Origin of the sequence: Prosthecobacter dejongeii, from assembly GCF_014203045.1 — a bacterium.
Lineage (GTDB): Bacteria > Verrucomicrobiota > Verrucomicrobiia > Verrucomicrobiales > Verrucomicrobiaceae > Prosthecobacter > Prosthecobacter dejongeii.
Map to the genome: position 1 here is coordinate 227,049 of NZ_JACHIF010000010.1, position 22,522 is coordinate 249,570.

Genomic DNA, 22,522 nt, shown 5'->3' on the forward strand with positions numbered 1-22,522 from the left:
TGATTTCTTTCTCCAAGGGGCTTCGCTGATTCTATCAGGGAAGCCCCTCTTGCCATTCAAGCCCGGCAGGCAGATCAAACGCAGCATACTCTAGGTGCAATACCCGGCGGTGACGCGGGCTTTGAGAACGACCCGAAGCATGCAAGAGCAGTGGCCGCATCAAAAGCGCATCTCCAGCAGAGGCGCTGCAGGTCACTTCTGGCACGTCCTCCCGCCATTGTCGTATTTGTTCGGCAGACAGTCGGCCTACAGCCTGTGACCCAGGCAAGACCCGCAAGGCACCGTTGGTTTCATCTGCATCGTCTAAATGCAGACGCACCGTGATCATTCGCTGAAGACATTCCACCGGTGGCTGCACATGAGGAACCCCTTCTTTGATGCTCCAAGGACCAAAGCCAGGGGTTTCACGGCGTTCGCGCACCGACAAAGTCAGGTCTTGATGCCAAGCGACCAGCCAATTGGTATCTGGCGATTTATCAAAGAATATAGCCCGTACTGGCCTAGGTGGATCTGGCAACCAGGGACGCGTCAATTCCATCAACTTGGGTGAATGAGCTAACCGTGCAATTTCTGGCAACGCGAGTAACCCGCGCCGGCCTGCACTGACAATAGGCCCCAGCTCCTCGATAACCGCAGTGCAATGCGCCACACTCAGCACTGCTGGGCAAATACAGAAGCCGTGAGATTCAAGGTTATAATCCGCCAGGGCTGCGCACGTCATGCCCACGTCATCCACACATTCCAGAGCGAGGCAAATTCATTTTGAATCCCACCGAAACCATAAAAAAACGCTGACCAGTTTCCCAGTCAGCGTTATGGAATTCAAAAAAACGTCGGCCTTTAGGATGCCTTCGCAGGAACCGCTGGAGCCGGGGTCTCAGGCTGTGCCGGGGCAGGCACGGGAGCTGGGGTGGGCGCTGGCGCAGGGGCTGGAACTGCCGGGGCAGGCTTCACTTCGATCTTGGGTGCTTCAGGAGCTGGCGTCGCAGGGACTGCGGGCGCGGCTGGGACAGCAGGCACTTCGATTTTCGGTGCAGCGGGCATAACAGGTGCAGGGGCAGCGGATGGCGTCACCTGGATCTGAGGGGCACTCGGAGCGACGGGGGAAACCTGGATCTGAGGTGCTGCGCCGGCTGGCATCAAGGTAGGATTGAGACTGGTGGAGTCCAGCTTCAACTGGGGAGCGCCCGGGGCAGGAGCTTCCACTTTAGGTTTCGGCGGTCCATCCACTTCCTTCGTCGGCAACTTGGCTGCGATCCACTTCAGGCGGCCTTCGCTCTGGTCGAGGAAAGCAGGATCTGCGGTGATGAACTTGGCAGGCACGGCTTCGTATGCAGCTTTAGCTTCCTCTTCTTTGCCAGCAGCCCAGAGCAAATCCCCGAGACGAAGCTGAGCCAAAGCAGCAGCATCACTGCTCGCAAATTCAGAAACCACACGCTCAAACAAAGGTTTGGCTTCGTCAGCCTTACCCATGACTTCCAGCTTGGTCGCCAGAGCAAGGATAACTTCCGGCAGGAGAGGATGGTCTGAGTGCTTGGTGGTGAACTCACGAAGAGCTGCCACAGAAGCGTCCTTCTTATCCTGGATCCACAAGAAATCGGCCTTCAGGACGAGTGCATTCCCAGCAGCAGTGGTGCCAGGATGATTGCTGATGACGAGGTCACAATCTTCCACCGTTTTGGCAGCGGCAAAAGCCTCACCAGCCGCTACAGCATTGGCTTTGTTGGTGTAACTGATGATGCCGTAAACGACTGCCGCCAGGGCGATCGCTGCACTGAGCAGGACGAGTTTTTTGAAGTTCGCTTCCAAGAACTGTTCCATCGGGGAGGAGGGAACGAGTGTATCGAGAGCAGGTGCCGGTGAGGCGGGAGGAGTCGCTTTGGACATGAGCCGTTTTTTCTAAAATTCTGACAGAGGATTAAGCCCCCACTTTGGCACGGGCCTCATCCGCCAGAGCGGTGGAGAGGTAACGTTCACCTGTGGAGCAGGCGACGGTAACAATCAGTTTGCCTTTGTTTTCAGGGCGCTGCGCGACCTGAATAGCGGCGACGACGTTAGCCCCGGTGCTGATACCGACCAGCAGGCCTTCTTCTTTAGCCAGGCGACGAGCCATGGCGAACGCATCGTCATTGCTGACTTTGATGCACTCGACAATCTGGGCATTACCCGCGCTGTCTTTCAGGTGCAGGTTCTTTGGCACAAAACCAGCGCCTGTTCCCTGGATCTTGTGTGGGCCCGGCTGCACAGGTTCGCCTGCGAGGGTCTGATTGATGACCGGAGAGGCTTCTGGCTCCACTGCGATGGCCTGGAAGCTTGGCTTGCGAGGTTTGATAACCTCACAGGTACCGGTGATGGTGCCACCGGTGCCGACTGCGGCCACAAAAATATCCACCTTGCCATCCGTATCCGCCCAGATTTCCTCTGCGGTGGTCTTCATGTGGATGGCTGGGTTAGCCGGGTTTTCGAACTGCTGGGGGATCCACGCATTGGGTGTTTCCTTGAGCAGCTCTTCTGCTTTGGCAATCGCGCCTTTCATGCCCTGCGGTCCAGGAGTCAGCACCAACTCAGCACCCAGGAGAGCCAGCAGCGTGCGGCGCTCCAGGCTCATGGTTTCTGGCATCGTCAAAATCAGCTTGTAACCTTTAGCCGCAGCCACAAAGGCCAGAGCGATCCCGGTGTTACCACTGGTTGGCTCAATGATGACCGTATCCTTGGTCAAAATGCCACGGGCCTCAGCGTCCTCAATCATGGCCATGCCAATACGGTCTTTCACACTGCCGAGCGGATTAAAAAACTCGCACTTCAGAGCGATGGTGGCATCCAGGCCAGCCGTCACTTTGTTCAGTTTGACCAGCGGCGTCTTGCCGACGGTTTCGACGATGTTATTGTAGATATGGCCCATGGCGGAGGCAGGGTTGGGGGATTTGAAAAGCAATGCCAAGGGGCCAAACGGCAGCCCTAAGCGGTGAGGGTGCAGTTTATAGGAGTGGCCCGGCAGGCTTGCAAAGGAAAAAACCGCAGCGCAGCGCCTCCTCAAGGAGACTCCATCCGCATTTGCCCAGATAAAACAGGGGTGTTTAAAGCCGGCTGCGACGGTGTTTCAGGCAGAGTGGGAAGCAGGAAGTACCCCAGCCCTTTGAGCCCCTCCGGGCCAGGGAAGATCAAGCCTTCGAAAACGCTTTTCCTTTGAATGGAGCCTGCACCGCCCGAGGGCCCTGGATCTAGCAAAAGAAAAGAACCGCTGATCTGCCCTGTTTTGACATTCAGTTTCAGCGTCACCTTCCCAGGATTTTTCGCCGTGCCTGCTTGATGCAGCAGCCATTTGTGACCTGAGGTGATCTGAAAAACGGTGTCTGGCGATGTCTCTGATTCCTCAATCCTGGCTCCGCTAAATCGCAACTTGGCGTTGTCAGGACCGTCTGTGAGTCCCAGAATCAGATTCGGGCTGACAGGAGGTAGATATCTCTGCCCCACGACCGAGAGGGTAAGGGGCCCAAACCCACGCGGATAAATCCGCCCACTCATGACGGGCCGGGACCAAGAAAGCCCACCCCCGATAGGGTTGTCCCGGTCAGCTTCTGGATCGGCACCCGTTTGGATCTGCAGAGTCCCCAAGAGAGAACCTTTCGAGGGTGCGGCATACAGCGTCTGGTAAACCAAAACCTGCCCCTGTGGCCCCAGGAAAGTGCTGCCCAGAATGGTTTCACCATCCGCCGTTTTACCGGCGAGTTTTGCTGAACCGGCCTTGCTGATGGTGACGGAAGCAAAGCCTGTTCCTCCAGGAGTTTCGCCATCAGTCACTTCTTCCTCCAAAGGGATCAATCCTAAATTGTAAAGACCATCGAAGGCATCTGCTAAGTTTTCGCGCGAGTTCCAGGTGCTTTTCCAGCCTTCAAAAACGAGAGGCTCACCACCATCCGTCAGTGTGGCGGTCATCCGTGAATTTTCTGGATTCATGACCAGGCCAAGCTGCAATGCTGGCAGCGGTGAGAGTTGAGACAAAGATACGCTCCCCATGGGTGTGCGACCTGGTAACAGGGACATGGAAAGTAACCCGCCTTTGAAAAGAATCGGCTTCCGAGATCCCAGAGTCAGCTTCCCACTGAAACTCCCCGAAAGAGTGGTGACCAGATCCAATCGCCCGCCTAAGCCACCGTTCGACACATGGCGTGGGATTGGTGCGACAAAGGTGCCGATACTGCCCTCTGGCAAGGGGCTAACCAAAAGAGTGACATTCACCACATCACTTCCCAGGAGATTTTTAGCCGTGATTTTAACTTGATAGGGAGTGATTTTGGAGGCTGTCACTCGTCCCGAAATGAGGCCTGTGAGCGCATCTATCTTTAATCCTGGTGGTAAGCCTGAAGCGGTAAAAGATGCCGGAGGTAAATGCTCATCTTCACTCACAGGAACCTCAAATTCATAGTCCTCTCCAACAATCGCCGGTGGCAATGCATCTCCTGAAGCCAGCGGTGTGATGTCAGGTGGACCACTGACAACCACTAGATCCTGCGGGCCAATGACCACCTCGCCACCAGGGCCAGAAACCATGCAGACATAGCGCCCAGCCGCATCAGGTTCAGCCTCTGAGATAGAGAGCCTTTTGCCATCAGCAGAAAGCACTACCCTAGGGTTTCCAAGCACTGGCTCGCCATCGTGACTCCACGTCAACGCAAGGTTTTCGCCGGCGGTCTTCACGGACCAGGATGCCTTGCCCCCTTCTGCGATGATGATTTTTTGAATCAAATTTTCCGCCACGCCGATCTGGGCTTCTTCACTGAGGCTGGACTCAGTCGCTGCCACGGCCACCGAGTAGGCTCCAGCTTGGGCAAGTTGCACGGCAGGTAAGCGTAGGACAGCCTGCGTAGCCCCTCGGATCGCTTTGCCATCCTTCTGCCATTGATAACGCAGGGGTGGCTTTCCCATCGCCTGAACACTCATCACCACCTCAGAGCCCATGAAGGCCAACTGATGCTGGGGCTGCATCAGGATCTCCGGCTTCCCTCCCACCACAGTCAGTTCGGCGACTTGAGATAAAACCGTCTCCACCGGGTTTGTCACCCGCACTTGGTAAAAGCCCGCCTGGGCAGGAGTAAGACCAGACAAAACCAACACGGGGCCTGTTTGATTCACTAGGGGCTCCTCATCCTTCAGCCATTGGTAGCTGATCTCGTCAGAGCCCGTCACCTCGACTTCAAAAGTGGCGCTTTCGGTTTCGTTGATCTTTTTCGACAAGGGCTGCCGGATGAAGGTGATGCCCACAGGAGAAACCTGGATGGAAACTGTGGCGACCAAGGAACTGAGCTCCCCGTCACTGACTACAAAGGTAAAGTTATCTGGACCAGAATACCCTTGGGTGGATGTGTAAACCAACCCCGGCGGACTGCCTGCCAGCTTGCCATGTGCGGGAGGGCCAACTAAGGTAAATTCCAGAGCTGCGGTCTCCACATCCTGACCAGTCAGAGAGATGGTTACAGGAACGTGGTCGGGCGTGGTCACGGTCTGTGCCGAGGCCACTGGCTTATCGTTCACTGAGGTCACGCTTAGCGTGACAGTGGCCGTATTTGAGTCCACTAACCCGTCATTGACTTTGAAGGAAAAATGGTCGCCTCCAAAATAGTTTGCCTCAGGAGTATAACTAAAAGATCCGGTGTCAGGATTGAAGTTGAGCGCACCATGATCAGGCCCCGAAACCAGGGAGTAAGACAAGGGTGTGTTCTCTGCATCCGCAGCCTGCGCAGTGCCCTGGATCATCACATCTTCATTTTCGGTGAAGCTACCCGCCTGGGCAATCGGGGTTGTGTTAAAGGCAGTGATCTCCAGTTCCACCTCACCTGCGGAAACGGTATCACTTCCAGCCTGCGAGGCACGCACGACCACAGTGCCATCCCGCGTAAAGCTCAACTGATTGCCATTTAACACGCCCGGCCCGCTAGCCACAGCCAATAGAATGGGAGTCAACCCACGGCTTGAAACTGCATTCAAGGTCACTGTCGAAGTGTAAGGTAAAGACGCAGGAACTTGCCCGCTGAAGGCAAGGGTCTGCTCGGCTTTCACCACCGCGAACGTGCGGCTGACGGGATCTGCCGCAGCAAAGTCTGCACTGCCAGCCTGGCTAGCCTGGATCGTCACCGTGCCCACTGCGCTGAAGCTAACGGTGTTGCCATTCATCGTCGCAATATTTGCTCCAGAGGTGATGGTATAGCTCACTGGCAAACCACTGCTTGTCGTGGCATTCAGGATCAGTGGTGTGAGGCAAGTCTGCTGTGCGATGACAGGAAAGGTGATGGCCTGAGTGGTGACGGAGAATTGTGTGGGAAGTGCCGCATTCCAGGCCGTTTCATCGCCCCGCTGCCAGGCCAGGATCACCGCCGTGCTGCCGACGGGCCCCGTGTGCGTAAACACATCTCCTGACACACTGCCGTTTCCAGATGTGATCTCTAGCTCCACTGGCAAACCGCTGCTGGAAAGGATGCGCCCAGAACGAAAACCGGTGGGAGGAGGCAAGATAGTCTGCGGCTGCAATGCAGGCAAAATCGGTGCCTGAACAAAGGCCGAACGCCCACCCGCAGAGGTCAGCCGAAAAGACCCAGCCGAACCTGCCGTCCACAAAGAACCATCGGCACGCATGGCCACGATGTGCAGATTTCCCGCCTGCACCGCCACCCATCCCGTGCTGTTGCCAACCCGGCGAGGGGAAGAGACGGATCCCACCGTGGTCACCCCCTGCTGGAAAGCTAAATTATCTCCCCAAGTCCACAGAGAGCCATCTTGTTTCACCGCCGCAGTCCAGTTGACATTGCAGGCCACCTGCTTCCAATCCGTATCCGTTCCGACACGAACAGGAACATTCCTGTTGGTCGTATTACCCAGTCCTAACTGGCCACTGCTATTGCTGCCCCAAGCCCATAAGCTACCGTCTGTTTTGATGGCAAATGAAGCCGCCGCACCGGAGGAAGGCGAAACCCCGATTTGCGCCCAATCAGTGTCCGTTCCCACACGAGTGAATGATGTGCGTTGAACCGCATTCCCCAGCCCAAGTTGCCCCGAAGTGTTTAAACCTGTGGACCATAAAGAGCCGTCCGATTTTAGAGCTAGCGAATAAAAATTACCACAGGCCACTTTAGCCCAGATGTTTTCACTACCGATCTGGTTTGGACTGCTTCGACTTGTGGTTCCTCCATCTCCAAACTCCCCATTTGAATTGCTCCCCCATGCCCACAAAGTACCATCATTCCGAATGGCCAAGTTATGAAAAGATCCGAGCGAGAATTCACGCCAACTACTCCCCACGGCCACAGCCGTGGGAGTAAGTCGAGGTACAGTTGAACTGTCACCGATCTGGCCCTGTGTATTCGCTCCCCACATCCACAGCGAACCATCTTGTTGAAGTCCGCCTGAGTGAGCTTGACCAGCTTCGACTGATTGCCAGTTAGTTAGGCTTCCGATTCGAATGAGATCTTGTGAAATGTAGGTATTGTTTCCAATCTGACCATTGAGCGACGAACCAAACGCCCAAAGCGAACCATCTCCACGTGTTATAAACGTGTGACTAGTACGAGAACTGACTCGGCTGACAGCACCAGGTCCGATGGCACGCACAAGCTGACGCCCACTTTTGCCGGAATAGTCGCTGCCATCTCCCCACGCGATCAGACTGCCATCAGCCTGCATAGCCAAACTATGAGAGGAACCTGCATGAATCTGGCGCCAGTCCTCGCCCGGCTGATTGATTCGCAAAGGAAACGATTCGTTCGCCAAGTTACTGTTACCTATTTGCGCTTCGAGGTTTCTGCCCCAAGCCCAGGCGGAACCGTCCCGTCGAATGGCAACACTGTGATTGCTGGACGCATCTACATACACCCAGTCTGTCCCCACGCCAATCTGTACTGGGACATTTCTGGATGTGAAGGTTCCATAACCTAACTGCCCATTGCCATTTCCACCCCACGACCAAAGTGTGCCATCCCGCCGAATTGCAAGACTGTGAAATGCACCCACAGTGACCTGCTTCCAATTCGTCGCAGAGCCGACTTGAACAGGACTGTTCGAGCTAACATTGCTCCCTAGACCTAATTGACCGCTTGTGCCCAATCCCCAAGCCCACAAAGTTCCATCCCTTTTGATTCCGAGGCTGTGACTAGTTCCAGTTGAAACGGACTGCCAGTCCGTAGCTAAGCCAATCTGAGTCAAACTCGTTCGGCTCGCGGTGCTGCCATCCCCCAACTGACCCGAGCTATTCGATCCGGTCCCCCACAATGTTCCATCCTCCTTCACCGCCAGGGAATGAGTGCTTCCGCCCGCAATGCTAACCCAACGACCGGATGAAATCTGAATCGGACTGTATTTTAGTATCGTCGTGCCATCCCCCAACTGACCTGATGTATTGCTCCCCCAGGCCCAAAGACTTCCATTCTTTTTAATTCCTAGCGAGTGGTTTCCACCTGCTTCCACATCTGCCCAATCGAGCGCTGTTCCGGCAGTCTGAGGTACATACGATGTCGATGAACCACCCATTCCCAACTGCCCGATCCCTCCAAATCCCCAAGCCCACAAACGACCATCCAAGCCGATGGCAAGTGTGTGTGAGCCCATGCTAGAAACACTCACCTTCGCAAACTGGAATGGCTGGTCGGTTAGGACAAACGTCACAGTGACGGGAGTCGCGGCAACATACTGGCCATTCCCAGGCTGGGAGATTTGGAGGGTCACGGCCCCTGTGCCGTTGGGCGTGACGAGCCCGTCCGCATTGACGGTCGCGGGCCCCGCGATCAGCGTGTAGGTCAAAGGCAGCCCGCTCGTAGCCACGGCAGGCAACCGGAAAGGGCCTGCACTCGTTGCCCTGGAGGAAACCCTGCCCACTGAAATCGTCTGGGCAGGACCGGCTGCCGCCGTTGCCGTGGCGCTCAGGGAAACCGTGAATGGATCATCATCGGGATCATTGCTAGCGATGCTGAGGGTGGCTGTATGGGAGCCCGTTCTGCGGGGGCTAAACCGGACCAAAAAGGGCAGGTCACTTGAGCTGGTCACCACAGCTCCCAGTGGCGATGACACCAGGGAAAAGGCGTCTGCATCCGCGCCAGAAACGGTGATGCCTTCCACCGTCAGCGACGTTCCAGGCACGCTGTTCCCCAGCTTCATCACGGAATCTGCCGGATTTCCCCCCAAAGGAATACTGCCAAAGCTAACGGTGCCGCTGCCATTAACCAGCACCTGATCCGACGCGTTTTTCACCACCAGTCCAGGAGCTAACCCTGCAACTTGAAGACTTACCTGCCGAGTGTGTACCTGAGTGTTGACGGTGTCTGTGAATGAAATTTCGGCTGCATAATTTCCCATCTGCAGCCCTGCGGCGGCAGAGTTGAAACTCACCGTCACACTCACGCTCTGACCCGCGGCGAGAGTGCCCGATGCTGGAGATGCCTGCAACCAGGGCTGGTTGACCCCTGCAGTCCAAGAGACGGACTGGGGCGAGGTATTGCTCAACTGGTAGCTTTTAGAAGCGGGGCTGAATGGGCCACCTTGCGAACCTGCTGCGGCAAACACTTCCTCGGGCGTCACCGTTAAAGCTTGCGGCCAGACCGCTCCACTGATGATCAACGAGTAGCCCTGCGAGCCAAAGGTGAGACTACCGGTATGATCTACCGTAACGACGTACTCCCCGGCCTGGGCCGGAGCAGACACCAGCACTTGCTCGACATTGTCCACGGTATTGATCCCCGTCGTCGCGACCGCCGTCAGTTGGGCGTTCGTCCAATCACCGACATAGGGCATGATAAAAGGACGATGAACCCCACCGGTAGGAGAGGTCAGCTTGAGATTGAGATCGTTGGTGAGGTCACGGGTACGATTGTCATGGGTCAAAAACGCAGCACCGGCGGGGTCCGTCCAGCAGAGAGTCACGCGAATGGGGCTCACGCCATCCCAGGTGAAGCGGTGGGTATCTGCACCTCCTTGCGCCAGCACCTGCTCAGTGATCTGCTGCATGCGCACGTTATCCGCTTCGGCTTTGATCAAATCCGCCGCAGCTTTGACGTTGATTAAGCCCCAGCCATACTCGTAATCGGGACCAGCACGGCCAATGTCGTTGGCCGTGTGAATCAGCAGTCCCTTGAGCGTGCTGGCCCGCATGGATTGGCCAGGAAAACGCTGCTGGAAATAATCCACCAGCAGCAGAGCGGAGCCGCTGGCATTCGGGGCCGCCATACTCGTCCCACTCATCGTACCGTATGCGCTGTCTCCGGTAGATATGGCTGAAGTAAGGCTGGCCCCATTCACTACGATGTCTGGTTTGATACGGCCATCGTCAGCGGGACCTGTGGAACTAAAGGCCGTAATTGTCCCATTGGCCGCATTCCTCACCCCTGCACTCACGGCATCATTCACGGCCCCGATGGTAATGACGTTTTTACAGGTCTTTTCATTGTCCAACACATCATACCCCAACTTGTAAACCCCATCACTGGCGGGGTGTTGAGCCGGATCATAAGCACGCGTCGTCCCTCCCGGCCCTTGCGCCCAGGTTCCACCCGTAGCTGGTGGGTCATCATTCCGATCATTGCCCGAAGACATGAACGATAAGAAATACGGCAGATTAAAGAGCAGTCCGTCCAAGGCCACACTGGTGGGGTCATAGCGGCCGAATCGAGTTTCGACATCGTTGGCAGGGTTTCCGTCATCCGTGAATGAGCCGTACCAAGTGGCCGTTTCAGGCCGCCAACCACTGATGAAACCATACGAATGGTTCGAGATATAGATCTTACCCGCCTCTGCTGGTGCCGCAGCGCCGGCCGCCACCATTTCAGAATTATCATTGGTCGAGTCATAGGCTGCAATGACGGCACCCGGGGCCATCCCCAGTGCGGAGGCTGAGGAACCCCGTGCGATGATGGTGCCAGCCACATGGCTGGCATGATCTGACAAAGTGGTACTGCCATCCGCAATGGTGATACGCACACCTGGGCCAAACTCTTGGTGGCTCACCCGGGGGATGCCACCAGCCTCCCAAAGGCCCAATTTGAGACCGCTGCCACTCACATTGTAGGGGGCTATGGAACGAATTAAATTAGCACCCGAGCTAATGGCGGCATTCACGTTATGATCTGCCCGATAGAGCGGTCGATCTCCCTCAAAACCCACTAAAATGGCCTTGGTTCCGCCGGGTTCATGAACGACCAAAGGAATCCCTAACCGCTCTGCCTTGAGACGCGTGCTTGCCTGCTGAGAGTCTTCTATCTGGCGCAACTGCTTCACCAATTGCTGACGTTTGACTGGATCTGTCAGATCAATCTTCTGTGACAATAAGGCCGCCGCAGGAGACAGAGCGGCGCTGGTTTCTTGAGCTACCTTGGCTGGCACCTCGACCTGCACTTTCGTCCCGTCTGGGGTAAAACTCTGTGCCACGGCACCTGCCTGCGGAGCTTCCTGGAGATGCTGAATAACACGGGAGGAGGTTTCTTCTGAAACCTGCTTATCCAAAGCTTTTTCAGCATTCACGGCAGTCGCCGGGGTGATGGGCGGAGCCTCTTTCGAGAAATTCCTCCAGACCGCTAGAGTCAAAACGATGACCACTAACAGAAAGAAGAGACGCGACTGATTTTGCACGTCATCTTTTATAAAAACCCCGATTTAAGAACAAGGCAAAACACCTTAGTCATTAAAGAAAAACCTGATCTACGCGAGACTTTGCATAAGCAAAAAGGGGCAGGTCAAGATGACCTGCCCCCAAAATCATACGAAGTTGGAACTCTTCGATTAATGCTGACCGCAGAACTCTTCGAAGCGGTCCATGCCGGCGTTGATGACATCCAGACCTGTCGCGTAGCTGAAGCGCACGGTATATTCGGCACCGAAAGCGACCCCTGGAACAGCGGCCACTTTGCCCTTGCTCAGCAGCTTCTCGCAGAAGTTGATGGACTTGATGCCGATAGGCTCAATGCCAACCAGGAAGTAGAAAGCGCCCTGGGGCTCGATCACCTTAACGTTCTTGATCGCCTGCAGGCGGCTCAGCATATACTGGCGACGCACGTCGAACTCATCGCGCATGTCAGCGACGATCTGCTGATCTCCCTGAAGGGCGGCGATGGCACCATACTGCGCGAACGAAGTCGGGTTGCTGGTGGTGTGGCTCTGAATGGTGTCAATCGCGTCGGCGATCTTCTTGGGAGCAGCGGTGTAACCCAGGCGCCAGCCAGTCATCGCGTAGGCTTTGGAGAAGCCATTGATCGTGATGGTGTGATCAAAAATATCTTTGCTGATGCTGGCGATGCTGACGTGCTTGTTGTCGCCATAGACCAGCTTCTCGTAAATTTCGTCCGACAGGATGAGGATGTCTTCGGCAGCGGCGATTTCACCCAGGGCCTGAAGCTCTTCTTTGCTGTAAACAGAACCGGTAGGGTTGCCTGGGCTGTTGATGATGATCATCTTGGTCATCGGGGACATGGCGTCCTCGAACTCTTCCGGAGTGATCTTCCAGTCATTTTCCAGCTTGGTTTCCACCACCACGGGGATACCGCCCACAAGCTTCACCATTTCAGGATAGCTGGTCCAGTAAGGAGCAGGGATGATGACTTCATCGCCAGGATTCACGCAGGCGGCGATGGCGTTGTAGCAGCTATGCTTGGCGCCGCAGTTCACGCTGATCTGGGAGGGGTCATACTGGATGCCGTTATCAATCAGCAGCTTGGCAGCCAGAGCTTCGCGCAGTTCGACGAGGCCAGAGCTCTCCGTGTAACGTGTCTTGCCGGTGTTCAGGGCCTCAATGGCTGCCGCCGTGATGTGCGCGGGGGTATCAAAGTCAGGCTCGCCTGCGCCAAAGCTCAAGACGTCCACACCCTGCTTCTTCAGAGCCTTCGCCTGGCTGGTGATGGCTAGGGTCATGGAGGGCGAAAGTTCGGCGATGTTTTTGGCAATGAAGTCCATAATGGGAAAAGGTGCGGATCTAAGTGGTTGTGCGGGGGGCCCCACGGGAAGGGCTGGCTAAAAAGGAGCGGTGAGCGGGTTTGTCAACGCCGGGGGTAGCGAAGAGACGCGGAGATGTCACCCGTTTTTTGTTCTTTGACGAAGCAAAACGCACCGCACCTAAGGACGTCCCCCTTTGTGATAACGGTCAAAAAAACCGCCTGACTTGATTTCAGTAAGTCGCGCGTCCCCCCGAAAGATCAAAAACAGCACCGGTGGTGAATGAACATTCCTCCGAGCACAGCCAAGCCACCAAAGCCGCTGCCTCATGCTTTTGGCCAAATCGGCCCATGGGGATCTTCGAAAGCATGTAATCAATGTGAGCCTGCGTCATTTGCTGCAGGATGTCTGTTTCGATCACCGCTGGGGTGATGCAATTGACCAGGATGTTCGAGGTGGCCAGTTCCTTCCCCAAGCTCTTCGTCAGGGTGATCACCCCCGCCTTGGAGGCACTGTAATGGGCAGCATTGGGATTCCCCTCCTTCCCTGCCACGGAGGCGACATTGACGATTCGACCATAGCCATTCGCCAGCAGATGCGGGATGACGGCCCGACAGCAGAGGAATGTCCCCGTGAGGTTGATGTCCATGACCCGCCGCCAGTCCTCAGGACGCAGTTCCCAAGTCTTTGCATTGTTTCCCGCGATGCCAGCGTTGTTCACGAGGAGATCCACCTTGCCAAAGACAGCTAAAGTTTTCTGAGCAGCAGCTTCCGTGGATTCCGCGCTGGTAATGTCCACCTGGGCCGTAGTTACCTCACCTGAAGCCGAAAGCGACCTCTGCGCCTGCTCCAACGCAGTGGCATCCACATCCCAAAGACAAACGGCCGCCCCGGACTGCAGCAGCCGTTCAGCGATGGCATACCCGATACCCCGGGCACTGCCGGTGACGATGGCCTTTCGGCCAGAAAGAGAGAGAACGTTCATGAAGAGCTTCCAACTACGAAAGTCCCCCTGCAGATCTTCAGAGGGAAAGTGGACGGAGGTTGCGTTTCCCCTTCAGATTTGCCCTCCAGCTCACCCTGCACCGCATTCATCCCTTGTGTTAAGCCACATGTTATCCTACTCACGACGCCAAGCCTCTTAAATCCTTTTTTAACCAGTGTCCTCGACGGTGACTCCAGCACGCAAGCCCTCAGCCGCCCTGACTCGGACGGAGTTCGTCCAGCAGTCTCAGGCCATCTTGGCTGAGGCAGATCCGAATTTGATCAAGAAAAGCATCGCTGTGCTTTCCACCTTCACGGTGGACTTGATGAAACCCTGCTTGGTCGTTGAAGCGGCCGCGCAAGGATTCTTGCTGGATCTATGGCTAGCTCCGTTTGGCCAGATCGAGCAACAAGCCTGCGATCCCTCCAGCCTGCTTTATCAGGCCCAGCCAGACGTGGTACTCATCCTGCCACGGATTGAAGATTGGGTCCCTGAAGCGGGGTATCATTTCATCAGCCTTTCACCCGAGGATCAAGAGGCACTGAAGACACGTGCCATTTCCAGGCTCCAACAGGTTGCAGAAGAGATCCGCTCGCGGACACAAGCCACCGTGCTGATGGCGAACTTCGCCCCCCTGCCCTGGCTGGCCGCTGGCATGGCAGACTCCACTTTGGCCACGTCCCAGATCAGCTTCATTCAAAGCCTGAATGATGCCCTCGCCGCAGTCTGCGGCCGCCTTCCCGGCACGGCGATCCTGGATGCCGCACGAGCAGCAGCGGAGGTGGGGATGCGCCACTGGAATGATGAGCGCATGACTTACCTGGCCAAGGCCCCGCTGAGCCTGGAAGCCATGAGCGCCCTAGCTGCGGCTTTTGCGCGCAGGCTACGCTCCCTCACGGTCACTCCGAAAAAATGCCTGGTGCTAGATTTAGACAACACCCTCTGGGGAGGCGTGCTGGGAGAGGCGGGACTGGAGGGGATCGCCTTAGGACCTGACTATCCAGGCAATGTGTTTGTGGATTTCCATAAACGCATCCTGGCCCTTCGCGACGCAGGCGTGTTACTGGCCGTTGCCAGCAAGAACAATGAGGTGGATGCCGTCCAAGCACTGGATCACCACCCGGCCTCCCTACTGCGTCGGCGGCACTTTTCAGCCTTTGAGGCTCACTGGGAAGACAAGGCCACTAGCCTGCGACGCATCGCCAGTCACCTTAACATTGGCACAGACGCCCTCGTCTTTTTCGATGACAACCCGACCGAACGAGAATGGGTGCGGGGGCAATTGCCCGAGGTCACCGTCATTGAGGCCCCAGCAAGCCCGCTCGGTTATGCCAAAGCGCTGGCTGAATGCGGCTGCTTTGACTTTGCCGCCCTGGTGAAGGAAGACCTCCTGCGCGCAGGATTGTATGAGCAGGAAGCTCTACGCAAGGAAATGCATACCCAAGCCACCTCCTTGGACGACTTCCTAGCCGGGCTCGAAATGAAAATGACCGCTGGGCTGGCCGATGAAACCGTGCTGCCCCGCATCGTCCAACTGCTCGGCAAAACGAATCAGTTTAACCTGACCACCCGCCGCCACTCAGCCGCAGATCTGCAAGCGATGATGGATGGCGGGGCCCAAGTCCTCTGGTTCCGCGTGCAGGACAAATTCGGTGACAATGGCGTCGTTGGCATCCTCATCGCCACACCATCAGAAGAAAGTGGTGCTTGGTATCTGGATACCTTCCTCATGAGCTGTCGCGTCATTGGGCGAAAGGTGGAAACTGCCATGCTGGCCATCCTGGAAAAGCTACTCGCCAGCAAAGGCGCAACCACCTTGACCGCAGATTTTTTCCCTACGGCCAAAAACCAACCTGCGGCACTGTTTCTTCCTAACCACGGGTTTGAAAACAATGGCAAACAATGGATTTTACCGTTGGCAAAGCCGCGTCCTCTCCCTGACTGTCTTTCTCCTGAAGGTATTTTCACCCAGTTATGACTCCCGAACAGACTCAAAAACTCCACTCCGTACTCTCCGCCTTGCTCAATGTTCCCGCGAGCGAAATCAACGATGACCTCAGCCCCGACGTCCTGCCCGCTTGGGATTCTGTGACCCACCTGAGCCTCGTCATGGCGGTGGAAGAGACCTTCAATGTCTCCTTTACTCCCGAAGAGACGCTGGACATGACCTCAGTGAAACTCATTCGCCTCATGCTTGAAGAAAAGGGCATCTAAGCTGTCAGTTTAGACATTTTTCGACAAAACCGTTTGTGGAATGATGTTGCAAAGCGCAGGGAATCGTCGCTCAAAATGCTTACCCCTTTCTCAGCGGCCTCATGAACGACCAGGATCTGTCTCTCGCTAAAACACTAGGAGAACTGCGCACGCTTTTATTCTGCGATCTCTTCCGCCAGGATGGAAAGGGCGGATGGGGCCACTTCATGTTCCATTTTTTCCGAAACCCAGGCTACCGTTACGTTGCTTTGTTTCGGATTTGTCAGTTCCTGCGTCAGTCGAAACTGCGCAAGTTTACGCTCTACTTCCCGATGCTCTACTGGTTTCAGCGCGTGAGCACCATCTATGGAGTGCGCGTGCCACTGACTTGCCGCATTGGCCCAGGGTTTTACTTGGCGCACTGGGGCTGTATATGGGTGAATCCTGGGGTCACGGTGGGCAAAAATTTGACACTGACGCAAGGCGTAACATTGGGCCGGGCCAGCCGTGGTCCCACCTCAGGGGTGCCTACCCTGGGCGACAATGTTTATGTCGGTCCTGGGGCCTGCGTTTCTGGCACCGTCAAGATTGGCAATCATGCTTTGATTTCCGCCAACTCTGTCGTTCTCCAGGATGTTCCTGAAAATGGCGTGGTTATCGGGGTGCCCGCCCGCTTATTTTCCACCAGCGGCTCAGAGAGCTACGTTACCAACACTATCTAGACCGGAGACAGGATTGTGCTTTGTTTGCAGCCACACCTGAGTCCCTAAAAAATCGCTCACTTTCCCCTATGATCGAGGCTTTCAAGCAAGGAATGGTTTTCAGTGAAGAGGTCCACCTCTCTCCTGAATTTGTGGAACGCTTTGCCGAGTTTTCAGGGGATCGCAATCCAGTCCACCTCAAGACGGATGCTGCACGCGGTTTTGGTTACGCGCGCCCGATCGCTCACGGGGCGATCCAGACGGCCATCGTTTCCCGCCTCATTGGTATGAAGGTCCCCGGCCCAGGCGCGGTGTGGATGAGCCAGTCCATGGAGTGGACCAAGCCGATTTTCGTCGGTGAAACCGTGCGGATCGAGGCAGAGATCATGGAAGTCTCCACAGGTGCCTCCGTGCTGCATCTGGCGCTTCGCGGTTTTAATAAACAGTCTGAGCCTGTGATGACAGGCCAAGCCAAGGTCAAAATGGCCACCAGTCTCGCGGTGGTAGAGGCTACGCCCAAACAAACAGAGACGCGCGTGGCTCTGGTCACGGGTGGTTCACGTGGTATCGGGGCTGCCACCGCTATCGCTCTGGCTGAGGCAGGCTTTCACGTGGCCATCAGCTACCATTCCAATCAGGCCGCCGCCGAGGAAATTTCTCACAGCATTCGAGAGAAAGAAGTGCGCTGCCAAGCTTACAGCATTGACCTCTCCAAAGAAGACGCAGCAGAAGAACTCACGAAGAGAGTCATTCGCGATTTCGGGAGTGTGGATGTCATTGTCCACTGCGCCAGCCAGCCGCTGAAAAACCTCAGTGTACAAGAACTTTCCCCCACTGATTATCGCGACTGCTGGCGGGTGCATGTGGGGGCTGCGACAGCCTTGGTGAAAGCGGCGGCCCCGGGCATGATCGAGCGCCGATTTGGTCGCTTCATCTTCCTTGGCACCTCTTACCTCTTTGGCCCACCGCCGGCGAAACTGGCCGCTTATGTCAGTGCCAAGCAGGCGCTGTGGGGAGCGGTGCGCTGCATGGCCCAGGAACTCGGGCCGCAACAGATCACCACAAACATGATCTCCCCCGGCATGACAGTCACGGAACTGACGGACAATGTCCCTGCGCGTCTGAAAGAGGCCGAGGCCCGCAAGGTGCCGCTGCGTCGCTTGGCCGTGCCGGAAGACGTTGCCTCCGTAGTCGCCTTTCTCGCCAGCGATGCTTCCGCCTACATGAACGGCCAAAACATCCCGCTAACGGGTGGACCAGTTTAAAAGGCCTCAGACGCTCATCCGAAGCCTGACACAAAAAAACCTCAAACACGCGAACGTGTTTGAGGTTCTGGGAAAGACTCAATCGTGAAGATTAAGCAGCCGCAGCAGCCTTGTCTTCAGGCTCGATCAGGCCGTATTCACCATCCTTACGGCGGAACATGATGGCCAGTTTGTGAGTCGTCTGGTTGTGGAAGACCACGAACGGACGATCATTGATTTCGAGGTCCATGATGGCTTCATCTGGGTAGAGCGGGCGCACCTTGTACTGCTCCTGGTGAACGTAGGCGTGCTCGACGGTTTCGACTTCGCTGTGAAGGTCGTCGGCGTGGAAAACCTTCTGCTCCAGGTGACGGATGCTGCCATCCTTGCGAGGGCGGTGACTCTTCAGGAGGCGAGTCTTAAACTTGCGCATCCGGCGCGCGATCTTGGAGATGGACTCGTCGATCGAGGCATAGATGTCTTCTGTGGTGCTCTTGACTTCGATATGGATGTGGTCAGCGCAGAACAGGATGATTTCAGCGATCTGACGGTGGTGCTCCACATCCAGAATGATTTTCGCTTCAATGATTCGCGGGTAGTCCAAGTGGAGGCTCTCGATCTTCTTATGAGAGTATTCACGGATGGCATCTGTGATCTCGATATGACGGCCAGTGATGACGATCGGCAGGTTCACGTTATGTTTTTGCATGGTATGTATCCTCCTGTATTGGGGTTGGTTGAAATAGCTTGGGGGAAAGGGTATTACATCGTGAAGTCTTCGCCCAAATAAAGGCGGCGGGCTTCAGGATCGTTGACGAGGAAGTCTTTGGTTCCATGGCGTCTCACTTGACCTTCGTAAATGAGGTACGCACGGTCCACAATGTTCAGCGTTTCGCGTACATTGTGATCGGTGATCAGGATGGCTAGGCCTGCACGACGAAGCATGCGGATGATGTCCTGGATCTCGCTGACGGCGATGGGGTCCACGCCGCTGAAAGGCTCATCCAGCATGAGCAACTTCGGCTCTGTGACGAGGCTGCGGGCGATGGTAAGACGGCGTTTTTCACCCCCGGAAAGGGTGAGGGCCAAATTGTCTGCCACATGGTCAATGCCGAACTTTTCCATGAGCTGCTGGCACTGCTCTTCGCGCTCTTTTTTCGTGTAACTCTGCGTCTCCATCACCGCCAGGATGTTTTCCTTTACGGTGAGACGACGAAAGATGGACTCCTCCTGCGGCAGGTAACCCATGCCGAGACGCGCGCGCTTAAACATCGGCTGTTCCGTGGCATCATTGCCATCGAACATGACCTTCCCGCCGTTCGGACGAACGAGGCCGACGATCATGTAGAACGTGGTGGTCTTGCCAGCCCCGTTCGGGCCCAAGAGGCCGACGATTTCTCCGGCTTTCACTTCGATGTCCACGCCGTTGACCACAGCGCGGCCATCATAGACTTTTTTCAGGCCTTCGGTGTGAAGAAGGATGCTGCTTTCATCCTTACCGGCAGCGGAATCCGCGCGGGATTGAGCCGTCGGTTCGCCCTCCCAGATGGGGGCCGAGTCGGCGGAAGTGCGTGGACGCTTGGTGCGTGCGGCTGACATGCCAGTGAAGGAAAAAATTACAGGTTATTGCGTGACGCACCCGCGCCTTCTTCTTCGGACAGGATCACTGTCCGCGTGCGGCGGTTGGAGTTAAAGTTCCCCTTCTCATCGAAGGTCATCACGGTGTCTGGGGTGATCGCGGTCTGCATCACGTTATCGGTCTGCACTTGCGGGTTGTCGCGCATGGTGATGATGCCCGTCGTGCCATCATAGACGGCATTGCGGCAAAAGGCGCGCTGGAGTTTGCCTTCAGGATCGGCTTTTTCGATGCGCACCATGGGCCCCGTAGCGATGGCCTTTTTCACTGGGTTATCTTTGCCTGCACCGCCCCCTTTGGCCAAGATGGCGTCGGATTTCACGGCGGGCTTGGGTTTCGTTTTGTCATCCTTCGCCTGATTCAGGTGCACGGTGAGCTCTTCACACTCGATGTAAAACTGTGGATGCCGAGCGCGGACATTGCCCGTGTAGATCAGGATGCCTGTCTCGGGATTGAAGACCGAGCTATCGGCCTCAATCACAGCCATGGGGTTTCGGCCAGCGGCATTGGCCGGTGCTTGATTCAGAGGCTGCAAAAGTTGTGGAACGGGACCTTGAGGAGCCGCAGGGGGTTGATCCGCCGCAGGCACAGCCGCCGCAGCGGCGGGAGGGGCATCCGTGGCGGGTAAATCACCAGGTGCACCCATCATTTTCTGGGCTTCTGGCAGCAGGGTCTTCGCCGCTGCTTTGGCCGCTTCCGCTGCCTGGGCTTTCACTTCGGGGGATTGCAGGGCTGCTTTGGCCGCATCGGTGAGATTGCTGGGCAGCTTTCCCATCAGCCCCTTGGCGGTTTCTTTGGCCTTGTCCAGCTCGCCATTGGACTGGGCTGCGCGCAGCTTTTCGGCGGCGGCTTGGAGCTGCTTTTTCTGATCGCTGGAGGGCGTGGTGAGACGCGATGCGCCCTGCCCACTGGCAAACTGAACCAGGCCGAGGGCGGCTAGGGCGATGGTGGTGATCGTTCTCATAAAATCAGTTGGATGGTTGGCTCCCCTCCGATTTGCCAGAGACCGCGCCCGTGTCAAAGATCAATGTGCGCACGCGGCCTTTCATGCTGCCGATGGATTGCGTGGTGTCGAAGACCATGCTGTCCCCCTCCATTTCGAAATCTGTCCGGGCCACCCGGCTGCGCTCGCCACTGCGGAGGATCTTTTCATCCATGTGATAGACGGCGCTTTTCAGGTCCACCCGCATATTTTCTGCGGGGGTCTTGCCATAAATCTCCACCACCACGCCCTCAGCCCCCAGGCGAGACTCATCCAGGCGGGTCAGTGTTTTCGCGGTTAAAAGCGAGGATGCACGCCCCTCATTAAAGGAAGGCACCGTGACGTTTTCATTCACAAATCCCAGCGGGATCATTTTGCCAAAGGCGCTCATGCCGCCTTCAGCGGGGGCCTCCGTGGTCTGTGCCAGGGCCACTGCTGCGAGGGTCAGCAATCCCAGCCCCACCCAAGGGCGCAGCGTTCTCAGAGTATTGCCTGACCTCATGTTAAGAATCCTCCGTCACCAGACTGTGAATCCGCCGCAGTTTCTCCACCACATGGGCGATGTCTGACATGGGCACCTGATTCGGCCCATCGGACAGCGCCTTGGCCGGATTTGGATGCGTTTCCATGAAAACACCGTCGCAACCTGCCGCTACGGCTGCCCGGGCTAAAACCGGGGCTAGCTTGCCATCGCCACCCGTGGTGGTACCAAGCCCACCCGGACGTTGGACGGAATGAGTCGCGTCAAAAATGACCCGATAGCCCAGCTCCCGCATCCAGTATAGCGACCTCATATCCGTTACCAAGTTTTGATAACCAAAGGTCGTGCCGCGTTCAGTAAAAAGAAAGTTTTCGCAGCCCACGCTGACGAGTTTTTCAGCGATGTTTTTCACATCCCAGGGGGCCATGAACTGGCCCTTCTTCACATTCACCGCGCGCCCGGTCTCACCGGCGGTGAGGATGAGGTCCGTCTGGCGACTGAGAAAGGCCGGAATTTGCAGCAGATCAATGTGCTCGGCGGCGATCTTTGCCTCCTCAGGCGAATGCACGTCTGTGGTCACAGGCACGCCCAGCTTTGCGCCGATCTCGGCCAGGATGCGGCAGCCTTTTTCCACGCCCAGACCACGATACGAACTGATGGCGCTGCGATTCGCCTTGTCATAGGAGGCCTTAAAGACCCATTTCAGGCGCAGGCTGTTGGCGATGGCCCCCAGCTTCTCGGCCACATCCCAAATGAATTCCTCACTCTCGATGACACAGGGACCGAGAATGAACAACGGCTGCGTGCCATCCACCGGCACGGAACCCACCTTAACAACAGGGAGAGAGAGCATGAGAGATCAAAAAAAGCCGCCCAGCAGCAGTACACCGCCGCGCGATGACCAGGATAGCGAGGCCCGCCAGTTCTGACAACAAGCAAGTGCAGCAAGTGTGAAGGGCAGGCCTAGGATCTATTTCTGATCGCTCCCTTGCTGTTTCCCATGCAGGCTGGTTGCATGTCACCTTATTATCAGACTCTGCGGAGAGCGTTGGGGCAGGAGCTTTTAATGAAGGAACAAGACTCTTGAACACATGGGTGTTCATAGGACTATACGGTCACGGCACCTCATGCGTTTGAATACCGTGGAACAGCAAGGCTAGTCGTTGTTGCTAACGCTTATTCTACTTAGTCTTTTGATGGGTTTCTGACTTGAGCAGATGAGCATCAGACGCAGCATCTAGCGATTCCGCAAAAAGGAAAATCATCCCCTTAAATTTTTCTCCTAACTGCTTCGAAACAGACAGCCAAGCAAATGCAGCTAAAAATGCAATCACTGTAAATGTGACTAACAGGATCATGAACGGGCTATCTTTGATTCTTTTCATTGTTAGCACTTGGTG

16 protein-coding genes are annotated in these 22,522 nt (G+C 56.1%); 4 read left to right on the forward strand and 12 right to left on the reverse strand.

What is annotated here, in order from left to right:
- Positions 1–34 precede the first annotated feature (34 nt).
- The 6 genes from HNQ64_RS20365 to HNQ64_RS20390 all read right to left on the reverse strand — a co-directional run bounded on the left by HNQ64_RS20365 (position 35) and on the right by HNQ64_RS20390 (position 13,885).
- Positions 35–721 carry a phytanoyl-CoA dioxygenase family protein gene (locus HNQ64_RS20365; RefSeq protein WP_184212157.1) on the reverse strand — a complete coding sequence of 229 codons (687 nt, stop codon included), beginning with the start codon at positions 719–721 and terminating at the stop codon, positions 35–37.
- 119 nt (positions 722–840) lie between these two features.
- Complete coding sequence (locus tag HNQ64_RS24205) at positions 841–1,887, reverse strand: tetratricopeptide repeat protein (RefSeq protein WP_184212159.1); 1,047 nt, start codon at positions 1,885–1,887, stop codon at positions 841–843.
- Between the two features lie 31 nt (positions 1,888–1,918).
- Positions 1,919–2,902 carry a cysteine synthase A gene (gene cysK, locus HNQ64_RS20375; RefSeq protein ID WP_184212252.1) on the reverse strand — a complete coding sequence of 328 codons (984 nt, stop codon included), beginning with the start codon at positions 2,900–2,902 and terminating at the stop codon, positions 1,919–1,921.
- A gap of 131 nt (positions 2,903–3,033) precedes the next feature.
- Positions 3,034–11,604 (reverse strand): RCC1 domain-containing protein, encoded by an 8,571-nt coding sequence (locus tag HNQ64_RS20380; RefSeq protein WP_184212161.1) that lies wholly within the window; start codon positions 11,602–11,604, stop codon positions 3,034–3,036.
- 150 nt (positions 11,605–11,754) lie between these two features.
- Positions 11,755–12,921, reverse strand: coding sequence for a pyridoxal phosphate-dependent aminotransferase (locus HNQ64_RS20385; RefSeq protein ID WP_184212163.1), 1,167 nt, complete (start codon positions 12,919–12,921; stop codon positions 11,755–11,757).
- A gap of 211 nt (positions 12,922–13,132) precedes the next feature.
- Positions 13,133–13,885, reverse strand: a complete 753-nt coding sequence (locus HNQ64_RS20390; protein ID WP_184212165.1) for an SDR family NAD(P)-dependent oxidoreductase — start codon at positions 13,883–13,885, stop codon at positions 13,133–13,135.
- A 187-nt stretch (positions 13,886–14,072) separates the two neighbouring features.
- Between HNQ64_RS20390 and HNQ64_RS24395 the strand changes: the two genes are divergently transcribed.
- The 4 genes from HNQ64_RS24395 (at position 14,073) to HNQ64_RS20410 (ending at position 18,044) form a co-directional block, all read left to right on the forward strand.
- The gene (locus HNQ64_RS24395) at positions 14,073–15,863 is read left to right on the forward strand and encodes an HAD-IIIC family phosphatase (RefSeq protein WP_184212166.1); all 1,791 of its coding nucleotides are present in this window, start codon (positions 14,073–14,075) and stop codon (positions 15,861–15,863) included.
- Entirely contained in the window at positions 15,860–16,099 is a 240-nt protein-coding gene (locus tag HNQ64_RS20400; RefSeq protein WP_184212168.1) for an acyl carrier protein, read from the forward strand. The genes HNQ64_RS24395 and HNQ64_RS20400 overlap by 4 nt, the downstream gene beginning before the upstream one ends.
- Positions 16,100–16,200: 101 nt before the next feature.
- The gene (locus HNQ64_RS20405) at positions 16,201–16,800 is read left to right on the forward strand and encodes a serine O-acetyltransferase (RefSeq protein ID WP_184212170.1); all 600 of its coding nucleotides are present in this window, start codon (positions 16,201–16,203) and stop codon (positions 16,798–16,800) included.
- Between the two features lie 68 nt (positions 16,801–16,868).
- Complete coding sequence (locus HNQ64_RS20410) at positions 16,869–18,044, forward strand: SDR family oxidoreductase (RefSeq protein ID WP_184212172.1); 1,176 nt, start codon at positions 16,869–16,871, stop codon at positions 18,042–18,044.
- A gap of 91 nt (positions 18,045–18,135) precedes the next feature.
- On the opposite strand, the gene hpf is transcribed toward HNQ64_RS20410, so the two are convergent.
- The 6 genes from hpf to HNQ64_RS20440 all read right to left on the reverse strand — a co-directional run bounded on the left by hpf (position 18,136) and on the right by HNQ64_RS20440 (position 22,480).
- Complete coding sequence (hpf, locus tag HNQ64_RS20415) at positions 18,136–18,732, reverse strand: ribosome hibernation-promoting factor, HPF/YfiA family (protein ID WP_184212174.1); 597 nt, start codon at positions 18,730–18,732, stop codon at positions 18,136–18,138.
- A gap of 53 nt (positions 18,733–18,785) precedes the next feature.
- Positions 18,786–19,622, reverse strand: a complete 837-nt coding sequence (lptB, locus tag HNQ64_RS20420) for an LPS export ABC transporter ATP-binding protein (protein WP_184212176.1) — start codon at positions 19,620–19,622, stop codon at positions 18,786–18,788.
- A gap of 17 nt (positions 19,623–19,639) precedes the next feature.
- On the reverse strand, positions 19,640–20,623 hold the full coding sequence (locus HNQ64_RS20425) for an LptA/OstA family protein (RefSeq protein WP_184212178.1): 984 nt from the start codon (positions 20,621–20,623) through the stop codon (positions 19,640–19,642).
- 4 nt (positions 20,624–20,627) lie between these two features.
- Positions 20,628–21,143, reverse strand: coding sequence for a hypothetical protein (locus tag HNQ64_RS20430; RefSeq protein WP_184212179.1), 516 nt, complete (start codon positions 21,141–21,143; stop codon positions 20,628–20,630).
- 1 nt (position 21,144) lies between these two features.
- On the reverse strand, positions 21,145–21,975 hold the full coding sequence (gene kdsA, locus HNQ64_RS20435; RefSeq protein ID WP_184212181.1) for a 3-deoxy-8-phosphooctulonate synthase: 831 nt from the start codon (positions 21,973–21,975) through the stop codon (positions 21,145–21,147).
- A gap of 328 nt (positions 21,976–22,303) precedes the next feature.
- Positions 22,304–22,480, reverse strand: a complete 177-nt coding sequence (locus tag HNQ64_RS20440; RefSeq protein ID WP_184212183.1) for a hypothetical protein — start codon at positions 22,478–22,480, stop codon at positions 22,304–22,306.
- Between the last annotated feature and the right edge of the window lie 42 nt (positions 22,481–22,522).

Coding starts and splice junctions, on each gene's coding strand:
- kdsA (WP_184212181.1), bottom strand. CDS start 21,975: ATGCTCTCTCTCCCTGTTGTTAAGGTGGGTTCCGTGCCGGTGGATGGC.
- HNQ64_RS20410 (WP_184212172.1), top strand. CDS start 16,869: ATGATCGAGGCTTTCAAGCAAGGAATGGTTTTCAGTGAAGAGGTCCAC.
- HNQ64_RS20400 (WP_184212168.1), top strand. CDS start 15,860: ATGACTCCCGAACAGACTCAAAAACTCCACTCCGTACTCTCCGCCTTG.
- HNQ64_RS20385 (WP_184212163.1), bottom strand. CDS start 12,921: ATGGACTTCATTGCCAAAAACATCGCCGAACTTTCGCCCTCCATGACC.
- HNQ64_RS20425 (WP_184212178.1), bottom strand. CDS start 20,623: ATGAGAACGATCACCACCATCGCCCTAGCCGCCCTCGGCCTGGTTCAG.
- lptB (WP_184212176.1), bottom strand. CDS start 19,622: ATGTCAGCCGCACGCACCAAGCGTCCACGCACTTCCGCCGACTCGGCC.
- HNQ64_RS20405 (WP_184212170.1), top strand. CDS start 16,201: ATGAACGACCAGGATCTGTCTCTCGCTAAAACACTAGGAGAACTGCGC.
- HNQ64_RS20390 (WP_184212165.1), bottom strand. CDS start 13,885: ATGAACGTTCTCTCTCTTTCTGGCCGAAAGGCCATCGTCACCGGCAGT.
- hpf (WP_184212174.1), bottom strand. CDS start 18,732: ATGCAAAAACATAACGTGAACCTGCCGATCGTCATCACTGGCCGTCAT.
- cysK (WP_184212252.1), bottom strand. CDS start 2,902: ATGGGCCATATCTACAATAACATCGTCGAAACCGTCGGCAAGACGCCG.
- HNQ64_RS20365 (WP_184212157.1), bottom strand. CDS start 721: ATGACGTGCGCAGCCCTGGCGGATTATAACCTTGAATCTCACGGCTTC.
- HNQ64_RS20440 (WP_184212183.1), bottom strand. CDS start 22,480: ATGATCCTGTTAGTCACATTTACAGTGATTGCATTTTTAGCTGCATTT.
- HNQ64_RS24205 (WP_184212159.1), bottom strand. CDS start 1,887: ATGTCCAAAGCGACTCCTCCCGCCTCACCGGCACCTGCTCTCGATACA.
- HNQ64_RS20430 (WP_184212179.1), bottom strand. CDS start 21,143: ATGAGGTCAGGCAATACTCTGAGAACGCTGCGCCCTTGGGTGGGGCTG.